The following is a 12966-nucleotide window of genomic DNA, read 5'->3' as shown; positions in this document are numbered from 1 at the left end:
CTGAATTTTGAGGCGGGGGTCTTACTGCCCACAAATAGCGGAATAAACAACAGAAGCCCGCTTTGCTACCGTCTTAGCAAAGCGGGCTTCTTCTATATTTAAGTTAGGTACTACAGTGTGATCAATCAAGTAAAGAGGTGTAACGTGTTATTGGTATAAATGACTACCTGTTTCTTTAAATTCTTTCGCTTTCTCTTTCATTCCTTTTTCAATTGCTTCTGTCGTTTCTAAATCATTTTCTTTTGCATATTCCCGAATATCATGTGAAATTCTCATACTACAAAACTTCGGTCCACACATGGAACAGAAATGAGCCGTTTTCGCACCTTCTGCTGGCAACGTTTCATCGTGATACTCCATCGCGCGTTCAGGATCTAAAGATAAATTAAATTGATCGCGCCAACGGAATTCAAAACGAGCTTTTGAAAGTGCATCATCACGCTGATGAGCCGTTTTGTGCCCTTTCGCCAGATCAGCTGCATGCGCAGCGATTTTGTACGTAATAACACCTTCGCGTACATCATCTTTATTCGGTAAACCTAAATGTTCTTTCGGCGTTACATAACAAAGCATCGCTGTTCCAAACCAGCCAATCATCGCAGCTCCAATTGCGGATGTAATATGGTCATAACCTGGTGCAATATCTGTCGTTAACGGTCCAAGTGTATAGAATGGTGCGCCCTGGCAAATATCAAGCTCTTTCTCCATATTTTCTTTAATTAAATGCATCGGTACATGCCCAGGCCCTTCAATCATAACTTGCACATCATGTTTCCAAGCAATCTTCGTTAATTCACCAAGTGTTTCAAGCTCAGAGAACTGCGCTTCGTCATTTGCATCTGCAATCGAACCTGGACGTAATCCATCTCCAAGAGAGAACGAAACATCATACTGCTTCATAATTTCACAAATCTCTTCAAAATGAGTGTATAGGAAGTTTTCTTTATGATGGTATAAACACCACTGCGCCATAATTGAACCACCGCGCGAAACGATACCTGTCGTACGCTTTGCAGTAATCGGAATGTAACGAAGTAATACGCCAGCGTGAATCGTAAAGTAATCTACGCCTTGCTCCGCTTGCTCAATTAACGTATCACGATACACTTCCCACGTTAAATCTTCTGCAATTCCGTTTACTTTTTCAAGCGCTTGATAGATCGGTACAGTTCCAACTGGTACAGGCGCATTACGAATAATCCACTCACGCGTCGTATGAATGTTTTTACCTGTAGATAAATCCATAATCGTATCTGCACCCCAGCGAGTAGCCCACGTCATCTTCTCTACTTCTTCTGCAATAGAAGAAGATACAGCAGAGTTTCCGATATTTGCATTCACCTTCACGTGGAAATTACGTCCAATAATCATCGGCTCTGCTTCGGGATGGTTAATATTCGCTGGTAAAATAGCGCGACCTTCCGCAATTTCCTTACGAACAAACTCAGGTTCTACCCCTTCACGAATCGCAACATATTCCATCTCAGACGTAATGATGCCATTACGTGCATAATGCATTTGCGTAACATTTGCACCTTGCTTCGCTCTAAGTGGTTTACGATCCATTTGCGGGAAAACAGGTGTATGTTTCGAAGCCACCTTCACACCGTCATCCTCTGGTTTCACTTCGCGCCCTTCGTATGCTTCTACATCATTACGCTCCAGTATCCAAGAGTGGCGTGGCGTTGGAATCCCCTTTTCCAGCTCCACTTTATACGCGGGATCCGTATAAGGACCGCTCGTATCATATACGCGAATTGGCGGATTCGGAACGCCGTTTGTATCACTTTGTTCAATCTCACGCATCGGCACCTTCATACCTTCTCGTGGTCCATCCACATACACTTTCTTACTTCCTGGTAAACTCGATTTCAATTCAATTTGCTCAGCTGAAACAGACTGTTTCATAACCTTTGTTGCCCCCCTGTACGTGACAAGGACGAGATATGGCCAGCGTATGCCAAAATAAAAAGAGCCAGGTCCATAAAAAAATAAGGACCTGGCTCATAAAGACATCATTATGTAAAGCCGTTAACTTCCCTACGCTGGTACGAGCCAGATCAGGTCCAAAGGGTTAAGAAGTTCACGCGCTTCTCTCTCAGCCTACGCATACGTTAGGCACCCCTAGTTTATCACTGATTTAATTTTCAATACTTTCTCATCATACACGATAATCTGAAAAATGCAAAGTTTATTTCTTTTGTTGTTTATGGAATCATCCACGTTAAATAATATGCCTGTACATACGTCATAATACCAACAATAATTACGAAGAATAAACTATGCTTCACTGTAAACCGGAATAAATCTGATTCTTTTCCAGCAAGTCCAACTGCTGCACAAGCAATGGCAATCGATTGCGGAGAAATCATTTTTCCGGTTACACCGCCCGTTGTATTCGCTGCAACGAGAAGTACTTCAGATACACCGACTTGCTGCGCTGTAATTGCTTGTAAATTTGAAAATAATGCATTCGCTGAAGTATCAGACCCTGTTAAGAATACACCAATCCATCCTAAGAATGGTGAGAAGAACGGGAATAGTCCGCCAGTTCCTGCTAGTGCTAACGCTAGTGTAGAAGATAGCCCAGAATAGTTTGCGATAAATGCAAATCCTAATACGAATCCAATAGATAGAATTGGCATTTTAAGTTCACTTAAAGTTTCTTTAAATGTTACCACTGCATCTTTTACACTCATTTTCAAAATAAACATGGAAATGAGACAAGCAATTAAAATTGCTGTTCCCGTTGCTGATAATACATCAAACTTCAAAATTGCCTCGTAAGGCGTCGCTTTATTTACAATAGGCTCTGCTTTCATTACTAAATTGTGCAAGCCTGGAATTTCAAACTTAAATACAAGGCTTTCTAACGCGCCTCCTGGAGCAAATAATGCTTTAAAGAAACTTTGACTCCAAATGACTACCATAACCGTTAATACGATAAATGGAGACCATGCCTTTACTACTTTTCCTAACGTTAATTTCGGCATCGATGCCGCTGTTGTTGCAGCTACTTCTCTATTTGCTTGCCCTGATTGATAAATTTCTTTTGGTTGCCATACTTTTAAGAACAGCGCTAAACTAACTAAACTTACAAGTGCCGACGTAATATCCGGAAGTTCTGGTCCTAAGAATGTCGCTGTTATGAACTGCGTAATTGCAAATGAGCTACCTGCTACAAGTAAAGCAGGCCACGTTTGTCTTACTCCTTTCAACCCGTCCATTAAAAATACGATAAAGAATGGAACAAATAATGATAAGAACGGTAATTGATGTCCAGCCATTTGTCCAATTTTATGTGGATCAATACCTGTTACTTGTCCAGCAACTGTAATCGGAATACCCATCGCTCCGAACGCTACTGGTGCTGTGTTTGCAATTAAACAAAGACCTGCCGCATATAAAGGATTTAGCCCAAGGCCTGCAAGAAGCGCTGCCGTAATCGCTACTGGTGCACCGAATCCCGCTGCCCCTTCTAAAAATGCTCCGAATGAAAAACCGATTAAAATAACGAGTAAACGATGGTCATTCGTAATGGATAATACAGATGCACGAATCACATCGAATTGACCTGTTTTCACAGATATTTTATATAAAAATACCGACATAATGATAATCCAAGCAATTGGCCATAGTCCGTATAAAAAACCATATCCAGTCGCTGCCATTGCCATCGTGAACGGCATCTTATAAGCGAATAATGCCACTAAAATTGTAAGTACAACTGTAATAAATCCTGCCACATACCCCTTCATGCGGAAAACTGCTAAAGCTAAGAAAAAAAAGATAATCGGAATAAGTGCGACCGCCGCCGAAATCCAAATGTTTCCGAACGGATCATAAACTTGTGTCCATGTGTTCATTGTTCTCTCCCCCTAAAGAATCCCCTTTTAAGTAGAATAACCTCATCAATAGACTATCAGGTCATCATACCTTTAAGTCTAAAAATAAAAAAACGTTTAAGAAAACGTTTTCAATAACTTTCATTTATACTGTACCATAACAATTTCCATTTAAAAAGATTTTTTTGAAAATTTTATTATTTAACAAAAAAATCTTACAAAACCGTCATGTTCTTGTAATGTTCATCGATAGAAAGCTTGCCAAAACTATTGCATAATAATAGTATAACAACGGACATTATTTATGAGGTGATATATATGAATGGAAACAAAATATTAGCAGCTTTATCATACTTTAGTGTATTATTTGCCCCTATCTTATTCCCTATTATTGTGTGGATTGTAGGCGATGCTGAAACGAAACCACATGCAAAACGTGCTCTATGGACACACATTATCCCAAGTATCGCTACATTCATTGGCGTAACTATTTTAGGAATTATGGGTCTTGGATCTGATCAACCGGATGTAACACTGGGCATCGGTACAATGATTGTCTTATGTATTTGCGGAATCATTAGCTTATACTACTTCATTTGGAACATCGTGAAAGGTATTAAAGTACTGAAAGCTTAATTTTAAACAAACGTTTGATTAATAAGAAAAAACCGTCCCAAAATACTTTTTGGGACGGTTTTTTTATCTTCTGCGTTTCTTCTTTTTTCTCATCATTTTCTTACGGCGCGTATTCACTTTATCCGCTATAATGTGAAGCGTGCTTGCCACAACAATTCCCATTACGAACGTTACAATTTCAACCTCATGTTCCTTCGCCATTTCTATTAAATTCCCGTCAAGCGCGATTACATTTAATAGGAATAAAAACGGAGAAAACACAATTAACATGTATGCAATACGAATCACATCACCAAGTATAATTGTGTGTGTAAAGAAGGAGCGATGCGGCATCACCTTCTTATACGGATACCAAAATATACGCAGGAATCCCCATTTATTATACGCATTACTATACGTATCTAAATCCGGTGTTAAAAATGTAGTACCTACTAAAAAGCCAATTGCAAAAGTTAATAAAAAATCAAAATTTGTTAGTCCATACGAAAAGAGCATAAACAAAACAACCGGAAGGGATATTAAGTTTATTTTCGTATGCGTTCTTCCTGACGGCATAATGCACTTCCTCGCTTACGTTCGCCCTGTCACCATGTGACAGTTCTCACCTATTGATCTAATTTTTGATCGATAAAGGATGTGTCTATATCCGAACCAAACCATTCTGTCAACTTCACTCGCGCCTTATCTTTTACATCATCATCGACGTATAGCGACGCTTGTAATAACGCAGCCATTAACGCCCCTAAATCATCCGTATAACCAATTCCAGCAACGAAATCTGGAATCGCATCAATCGGTGCAATAAAATAAGCAAGTGCTCCAATTACAATAATTTTCACTCGCTTTGGAACATCTGGTTTCTGCAAAACGTAAAACAATAATAAACTTGCATAAATGACCGACTGCCCTGCTTGCTTTGCGACATGTTTTACTTTCTTCCAAAATGCTTCAACTGAAAATTTTTGTTTCATGTAAAAGCCTCCCTATTTTTTTAAAAGAAATAAGCTACAATATGTTTTCAGTAAAAGTTCATCAAAATTACACATAATCTATCAATGAACTTTCATTGTAACAAACAAACCAAAAAAAGAACAAGTGTTCGTTAATTTTTACATACTTCCCTTCATATAATAGGTTTCTAGATAACCACTTACCCATTGTCATTTCTTATTTCTCAACAAAGAAAATTTTCACTTTCACTTAACATTCTGCTCTACCTTTGTTATATTTTCTAGTTGACGGACATATAAACGAATGTTAAAGTTTTCTCTGGTAGTGACAAATCTCATACAAAAAATGTAAAATGTTATAGTGTTTCTCAGAAATGAATTTTGTTGTATAATACAGAAATGACGTTATGCTTATGAGTAACACAAGAAACTAAAAGGGTATGCATAGTTATAGTCGTATATGGGTGAATATAGAACCTCTAATTATGGCCAAGAAAACTATGTATTTTTTATTTTAGCATTTTTCGCTCCAAAATCGACCAAGCCTGATAGAGAAAGGGTGGAAATGAATGAAAGAAACCTTGAAATCACAATTTCAAAATGTGCGTTTCACTGCATTCGTAGCTTTAGCCTTATGGTTGAAGACATATCTTATTACACGCACAAGCTTTGATTTAAAACTTGAATCTTTCATGCAAGAATTCATTTTATTCCTTAGCCCATTAGCAGCATCATTACTGCTTGTTGGTCTTGCATTATTTGCAAAAGGGAAAAAACGTAACTATATAGCACTTGGAATTAATTTTGTCTTAACAATCGTTCTTGTTGGTAATGTAATGTTCTACGGATTCTACAATGACTTCGTTACTTTACCAGTACTAGGACAAACATCTAACTTCGGAAGTTTAGGTTCTAGTGTAAAAGAATTGTTTAACTACAAAATTATCCTCGCATTTGCTGATATTATCGTATTCTTCATTTTATTGAAGAAGATGAAGAATTTTGCACCGACAGAACGTGTAGCACGCCCAATGCGTTCCCTATACTTCGTGTCAACAATTGCTATTTTCTTCGCAAACTTAGGATTGGCAGAAGCTGAGCGTCCAGAACTATTAACACGTTCATTCGACCGCGTTATGCTTGTTAAAAACTTAGGTTTATATGTACACCAAGTATATGATCTTGGCTTACAAGCAAAATCAAGTTCACAAAAAGCATTTGCTGACGGTAGTAAGTTACAGGAAACAGAGAACTACGTAAAAACAACGCAAAGCAAACCAGATCCAAATATGTTTGGTACTGCAAAAGGGAAGAACGTAATCGTTGTCTCTCTTGAGTCATTACAAACATTCTTAATCGGTGCAACAGTTAACGGACAAGAAGTTACACCATTCTTAAACCAATTTACGAAAGAAAGTTATTACTTTGATAACTTCTTCCATCAAACTGGGCAAGGAAAAACATCTGATGCTGAATTCTTAGTAGATACTTCAATGTATCCACTAGACCGTGGTGCTGTATTCTTCACACACGGTAACAACGAATACACAGCAACTCCAGAAATTTTACGTCAGCAAGGATACTACACTGCAGTATTCCACGCAAACAACGCAACATTCTGGAACCGTAACATTATGTATCCGGCACTTGGTTATGATCGTTACTACAACGAGCTTGACTATAAGATTACGCCAGAAACGAAATTAAACTGGGGATTAAAAGATATCGAGTACTTTGATCAATCTATCGATATGTTAAAACAAGTGAAGCAACCGTTCTATACTCGCTTCCTTACTTTAACAAACCATTACCCATTCACTTATGATGACAATACAAAATTAATTGATGAATACAATTCTGGTGATGGCGTATTTGACCGTTACATGGTAACAGCTCGCTACTTAGATGAAGCAATGAAACACTTTATTGAACGTCTAAAAGCAGAAGGTATTTACGACAACTCAGTTATCGTATTCTACGGTGACCACTACGGTATTTCTGAAAACCATAACCGTGCAATGGCACAGTTCTTAGGAAAAGAAGAAATTACTGCGTTTGACCATATGAACTTACAAAAAACACCGATGTTTATTCACGTTCCAGGTCAAAAAGAAGGTAAAACAATTTCAAAACCAACTGGTGAAATTGACATTAAACCAACTATTCTAAACTTACTTGGTGTAGATTCTACGAATGACGTTCGATTCGGTCATGACGTATTCTCACCTGATAATAAAGGATTCGTTGTTCTTCGTGATGGTAGCTTCGTTACAGATAAGTACATGTACACGAACAGTACATTCTACGACCGTGCTACTGGCGAAGTTGTACAACTACCAAAAGAAGAATCTCAACCACTTATTGATCGTGCCCAAAATGAATTGAGCATGTCTGACAAAATCATTGAGGGTGACTTACTTCGCTTCTCTGAAAGCAACAAGATCAAAACTGGTGAAGTAAAGACAGCTATTAAAGAAGAAAAGAAGAGCGCTGAGTAATCTCAGCCTCTTTTTTTATATTCCTCCATACAATTACTTATATTCATTAACTTTAACATTACATAACCTTTACCAAATATTCATATAAAATTAATGAAGTATCTCTATAATAAAATATGTAAACGAGGTTCTATATATTTCTTATCTCTCATCTGTAATAAGATCCCTTAAAGAAATATGTGAATCGTTTATTTCTACTTTCTTATAATTGTCTTTCAATATGTTTTGTTTCCATACACAAAACATTCAATAAGACGATGTCCCTATGAAAGATAGCTACCCTCCTTGTGCAGCATTCCATAAGAATGTTGCTTTTTTTTATTTAAAAGCAGGATTCTTATTTCTTATTTTCGAATTTGTATATACAAAATGCTGTAAATCACTACCACTTCTCTACCATTTACAAATACATATACGTCATATGTAAAGAATTACTCACATAAAAATTACTGTAGTGATTTTTATTCCAAATGAATGAAAACTTCACTTTACTTATGCACTTACGAAAGGATGGGACGAAAATTGGCATATGAAAGATTTGTACTTTGGAATGATGCAGTTATTGATACAACGAAACAAAAAACGTACATAGACCTTGAGGAAAGAGGCTTGCAGTTTGGGGATGGTGTCTACGAGGTTATTCGTCTATATAAAGGGAACTTTCACTTATTAGATCCGCATATCACAAGATTATATCGCTCCATGGAAGAAATAGAATTAACACTCCCTTTCTCAAAAGCGGAACTGATTACCCTACTTTATAAACTAATCGAAAATAATAATTTCCACGAAGATGGAACGATTTATTTGCAAGTATCTCGTGGTGTACAAGCTCGTACCCATACGTTCTCATATGACGTCCCTCCAACAATCTATGCCTATATTACAAAGAAAGAAAGACCAGCGTTATGGATTGAATATGGTGTACGTGCCATATCAGAACCGGATACGCGCTGGCTACGCTGTGATATTAAATCATTAAACTTATTACCGAATATATTAGCTACTACGAAAGCGGAACGAAAAGGTTGTAAAGAGGCCCTTTTCGTACGAAATGGTACTGTAACTGAGGGCAGCCACTCTAACTTCTTTCTCATTAAAAACGGAACTCTTTACACACATCCAGCTAATCACCTTATTTTAAATGGCATTATTCGTCAATATGTTCTTTCTTTAGCGAAAACCCTTCGTATTCCAGTACAAGAAGAGCTTTTCAGCGTTCGTGATGTTTATCAAGCGGATGAATGCTTTTTTACAGGAACGACGATTGAAATTTTGCCGATGACTCATCTTGATGGAACCGCAATCCGAGATGGTCAAGTTGGCCCTATCACGAAAATGCTGCAACGATCATTTTCTCAGAGTTTGTTACAATCCAATATGTCATCTTCTTAAACACGAATAATTTCTATCCTTTCTACATTCAATATATGTATTTAAATGGAAATCAAGGTATAGATTTATGCCTTGATTTTTTCTTGTAATCTTTTTGTCATATTCAGATTCCCGCATAAGTCTTGACAGTAATCGACATGCTCTTTAGAATTTTTAACAGTTGGTAAATATTTCTTCACTACATTACAGACAGAAAGGAATCGACAAATTATGAAAAAATACCTTGCCGGTCTTGCGGCAGTGTCTGTAGCAGGAGGAGCAGCACCTACACTTGATAGTGTTCAAGCTGCCCCTGAACAAAATACACAAAAAGCTGCTACAACTGTCCAAGCTTCTGCATCAAACAGCTCATCTTATAAGGTTAACGCTGACGTATTACATGTTCGTGCAGGATCAAGTACTTCTCACGACATCATCTCGCGCGTTTATAACGGTCAATCACTAAACGTGATTGGCGAAGAAAATGGTTGGTACAAAATTAACATGAATGGACAAACAGGCTTTGTTAGTGGTGAATTTGTATCAAAAAATGGTGCGAGCAATTCAAATGTAAGTACAACAGGTGGAAAAAATAAAGTTACTGCTGATGTATTACGTGTACGTACCGCTCCTAACACTTCTAGTTCTGTTTCAGGACGTGTATATGAAGGACAAACATTAAACGTAATTGGTCAAGAAAATGGTTGGGTAAAAATCAACCATAATGGACAAGTAGGTTATGTAAGTGGTGAATTTGTATCTGGCGTTTCTGCTAATACAGGTTCTTCAAACAACAATACGAATAATAACAACCAAGAATCTGTAAAACCAGCAAGCGGAAACTATACAGTAAATGTATCTTCCCTTCGTGTTCGTACAGGTCCTAGCACTTCTCACACAACTGTAGGTTCTGTTACAAAAGGACAAGTAGTACAAGTTGTTGGCGAAGTTCAAGATTGGTTCAAAATCAATTATGCAGGCCAAACAGCTTACGTAAGCAAAGACTACGTAACAAAAGGCGGTTCTAGCGATAACGCTACACAAGGAAACAACCAAAATAATAACCAAAACAATAATGTAACTGTTCAAACTGGTGGTACTTACGTTGTTAACGCAACATCTCTACGCGTTCGCACAGGCCCTGCTACTTACCATAGCGTAATTGGTGGCGTATTAAATGGTACGACATTAAACGTAATTGGCTCTGAAGGTAGCTGGTTTAAAGTTAACTATCAAGGAAAAACAGGCTACGTTAGTAGCGAATTCATGAAATTCGTTAAAGGTGGCACTACTACTCCTGAGCAACCAAAACAACCTGAACAACCTAATCAAGGTGCAATTGGTGACTACTACATTAATGCTTCTGCCTTAAATGTACGTAGTGGTGAAGGTACAAATTATAGAATCATAGGCGCACTTCCACAAGGACAGAAGGTTCAAGTAATCTCTGAAAACTCTGGATGGAGCAAAATTAACTACAACGGTCAAACTGGTTATATCGGAACACGTTACCTTTCTAAAACACCAGTTGGCGGCGCAGTAGATAATAAGCCTAACAACAATCAAAATAACAATCAAAACAATAACAACAATACAGGTAATAATAGCGGCAACAGTTCTTCTATACTTGCATATGCAAAAGGAATGCAAGGCGTACCATACGTTTGGGGCGGAACTTCTGCTAACGGTGTGGACTGCAGTGGCTACATCTACCACGTATTTAAGAAATTTGGTCATAACATTAGCCGTCAAAGTGTTGCGGGATATTGGGGTAGCCTACCACAAACTTCAAATCCACAACCAGGCGACTTAATTTATTTCCAAAACACTTATAAATCGGGTCCTTCTCACATGGGTATTTACCTTGGGGGCGGATCATTTATCCAAGCCGGAGATAAAGGTGTAGCAATCGCTTCATTAAGCAATTCTTATTGGAGTAAGCACTTCTTAGGTTATACGAAAGCACCTTAAGTTATATTTTTAGAGCCTTCTAGATTACTAGAAGGCTCTTTTTAATGTGTATAACCTATTTCCCTAAAAAAATAATGTATCTATTTTCCTATTTCATACACTATATTCTACAATAATGATCCATAACGTTATCATAATGTATATTTTCACATAAAAAACATAACCTATTTCATGTCTAATCATTTTATATGTGTTTTTTTGAAGAATTTTCTTTTTATTTAAACTTTTCGTTAGACGTTTGACCTCTGATGTCCATTATGATAAGTTACTTAAGATGTTATATTTGCAGAAGTATAGACAACTGTTTTATACATTTTTTTACTATGAGGAAGGAGCATACACTGCATGAATCTTTTATGGGGAATTGGCGGCGTGATTGGAGTATTAGCAATCGCTTTCTTACTATCTTCCAACCGCAAAGCTATTAATTGGCGCACAATTTTAATCGCGCTAGCATTACAAATGTCATTTTCATTTATCGTATTACGATGGGATGCCGGAAAAGCAGGTTTAAAACACGCTGCAGATGGCGTTCAAGGATTAATTAATTTTTCTTACGAGGGAATTAAGTTCGTTGCTGGGGATTTAGTCAACGCAAAAGGACCTTGGGGATTTATCTTCGTTATTCAAGCACTACTTCCAATCGTATTTATTAGTTCATTAGTAGCAATCTTATATCATTTCGGTATTATGCAGAAATTTGTTAGTATCATTGGTGGCGGGTTAAGTAAACTTCTTGGAACTTCTAAAGCAGAAAGTTTAAACTCAGTAACAACTGTATTTTTAGGACAAACTGAAGCTCCAATCTTAATCAAACCTTACTTAGCACGTTTAACAAATAGTGAATTCTTCGCTATTATGGTAAGCGGTATGACAGCTGTTGCTGGATCAGTTCTTGTCGGCTATGCAGCAATGGGTATTCCGTTAGAACACTTGTTAGCAGCAGCAATTATGGCAGCTCCATCAAGTCTATTAATTGCAAAACTAATTATGCCAGAAACAGAAAAAGTAGATAATAACGTTGAACTTTCTACAGAGCGTGAAGATGCAAACGTTATTGATGCAGCAGCACGTGGTGCATCAGAAGGTATGCAACTTGTTATTAACGTAGCAGCAATGTTAATGGCTTTCATCGCATTAATCGCTTTATTAAATGGCCTATTAGGATGGATTGGCTCTTGGTTCGATATTAAACTTAGCCTTGATTTAATCTTCGGTTACTTACTATCACCATTTGCAATTTTAATCGGGGTTTCTCCTGGTGAAGCCGTACAAGCAGCAAGCTTTATCGGTCAAAAACTTGCAATCAACGAATTCGTTGCATACGCAAACTTAGGACCACATATGGCAGAGTTCTCTGCAAAAACAAATCTAATTTTAACATTCGCAATCTGTGGATTCGCAAACTTCTCTTCTATCGCAATTCAATTAGGTGTAACAGGAACATTAGCTCCTACTCGCCGTAAACAAATTGCACAATTAGGGATTAAAGCAGTTATCGCTGGTACACTAGCTAACTTCTTAAACGCAGCAGTTGCAGGTATGATGTTCCTATAAAATAAAACAAGTCCCCTCTTTCTAAAGAGGGGACTTGCTTTATTTTCTCAGTATATATTAAATACTTTATGCTGAAATATAAAAACATTATGATACAATAATTATCAAGTCTGTTTATTTTTTCTTACAAAAGAG

9 protein-coding genes and 1 riboswitch are annotated in these 12966 nt (G+C 37.4%); of the genes, 5 read left to right on the top strand and 4 right to left on the bottom strand.

Annotated features, from left to right (window positions below):
• Positions 1–147: 147 nt before the first annotated feature.
• Both thiC and lldP read right to left on the bottom strand, forming a co-directional pair.
• Positions 148–1908: a phosphomethylpyrimidine synthase ThiC gene (gene thiC / locus PDQ40_RS15700; protein WP_000814470.1), complete on the bottom strand. Its 1761-nt coding sequence runs from the start codon at positions 1906–1908 to the stop codon at positions 148–150.
• 112 nt (positions 1909–2020) lie between these two features.
• Positions 2021–2136: riboswitch (TPP riboswitch) on the bottom strand.
• 71 nt (positions 2137–2207) lie between these two features.
• Positions 2208–3866 carry an L-lactate permease gene (gene lldP / locus PDQ40_RS15695; protein ID WP_001099319.1) on the bottom strand — a complete coding sequence of 553 codons (1659 nt, stop codon included), beginning with the start codon at positions 3864–3866 and terminating at the stop codon, positions 2208–2210.
• 297 nt (positions 3867–4163) lie between these two features.
• Here lldP and PDQ40_RS15690 point away from each other — a divergent pair, with 297 nt between their 5' ends.
• Complete coding sequence (locus PDQ40_RS15690) at positions 4164–4481, top strand: DUF4870 domain-containing protein (RefSeq protein ID WP_001014100.1); 318 nt, start codon at positions 4164–4166, stop codon at positions 4479–4481.
• Positions 4482–4544: 63 nt separating this feature from the next.
• Here the strand turns inward: PDQ40_RS15690 and PDQ40_RS15685 are convergent, their stop codons facing one another.
• Entirely contained in the window at positions 4545–5036 is a 492-nt protein-coding gene (locus PDQ40_RS15685; RefSeq protein WP_001139083.1) for a metal-binding protein, read from the bottom strand.
• A gap of 50 nt (positions 5037–5086) precedes the next feature.
• The gene (locus tag PDQ40_RS15680; protein WP_163257852.1) at positions 5087–5452 is read right to left on the bottom strand and encodes a YkvA family protein; all 366 of its coding nucleotides are present in this window, start codon (positions 5450–5452) and stop codon (positions 5087–5089) included.
• A gap of 548 nt (positions 5453–6000) precedes the next feature.
• Between PDQ40_RS15680 and PDQ40_RS15675 the strand changes: the two genes are divergently transcribed.
• From PDQ40_RS15675 to PDQ40_RS15660, 4 genes are all read left to right on the top strand, one after another.
• Positions 6001–7929: an LTA synthase family protein gene (locus tag PDQ40_RS15675; RefSeq protein WP_000665331.1), complete on the top strand. Its 1929-nt coding sequence runs from the start codon at positions 6001–6003 to the stop codon at positions 7927–7929.
• 510 nt (positions 7930–8439) lie between these two features.
• Positions 8440–9324, top strand: coding sequence for a D-amino-acid transaminase (locus PDQ40_RS15670; protein WP_001998631.1), 885 nt, complete (start codon positions 8440–8442; stop codon positions 9322–9324).
• A 210-nt stretch (positions 9325–9534) separates the two neighbouring features.
• A complete protein-coding gene (locus PDQ40_RS15665) occupies positions 9535–11274 on the top strand; it encodes a C40 family peptidase (RefSeq protein WP_000760286.1) in 1740 nt (579 codons plus the stop codon).
• A 345-nt stretch (positions 11275–11619) separates the two neighbouring features.
• Complete coding sequence (locus tag PDQ40_RS15660; RefSeq protein ID WP_001051012.1) at positions 11620–12831, top strand: NupC/NupG family nucleoside CNT transporter; 1212 nt, start codon at positions 11620–11622, stop codon at positions 12829–12831.
• The last annotated feature ends 135 nt before the right edge of the window (positions 12832–12966 follow it).

The sequence above is a fragment of the Bacillus cereus group sp. Bc061 genome (genome assembly GCF_027715825.1).
GTDB lineage: Bacteria > Bacillota > Bacilli > Bacillales > Bacillaceae_G > Bacillus_A > Bacillus_A paranthracis.
Note: the sequence above shows the minus strand (reverse complement) of the source record. Positions and strands in the feature narration are given on the sequence as shown.

What these genes read in the sequence shown, in the direction of transcription:
- thiC (WP_000814470.1), bottom strand. Translation starts at nt 1,908, where the DNA reads ATGAAACAGTCTGTTTCAGCTGAGCAAATTGAATTGAAATCGAGTTTA.
- lldP (WP_001099319.1), bottom strand. Translation starts at nt 3,866, where the DNA reads ATGAACACATGGACACAAGTTTATGATCCGTTCGGAAACATTTGGATT.
- PDQ40_RS15690 (WP_001014100.1), top strand. Translation starts at nt 4,164, where the DNA reads ATGAATGGAAACAAAATATTAGCAGCTTTATCATACTTTAGTGTATTA.
- PDQ40_RS15685 (WP_001139083.1), bottom strand. Translation starts at nt 5,036, where the DNA reads ATGCCGTCAGGAAGAACGCATACGAAAATAAACTTAATATCCCTTCCG.
- PDQ40_RS15680 (WP_163257852.1), bottom strand. Translation starts at nt 5,452, where the DNA reads ATGAAACAAAAATTTTCAGTTGAAGCATTTTGGAAGAAAGTAAAACAT.
- PDQ40_RS15675 (WP_000665331.1), top strand. Translation starts at nt 6,001, where the DNA reads ATGAAAGAAACCTTGAAATCACAATTTCAAAATGTGCGTTTCACTGCA.
- PDQ40_RS15670 (WP_001998631.1), top strand. Translation starts at nt 8,440, where the DNA reads ATGGGACGAAAATTGGCATATGAAAGATTTGTACTTTGGAATGATGCA.
- PDQ40_RS15665 (WP_000760286.1), top strand. Translation starts at nt 9,535, where the DNA reads ATGAAAAAATACCTTGCCGGTCTTGCGGCAGTGTCTGTAGCAGGAGGA.
- PDQ40_RS15660 (WP_001051012.1), top strand. Translation starts at nt 11,620, where the DNA reads ATGAATCTTTTATGGGGAATTGGCGGCGTGATTGGAGTATTAGCAATC.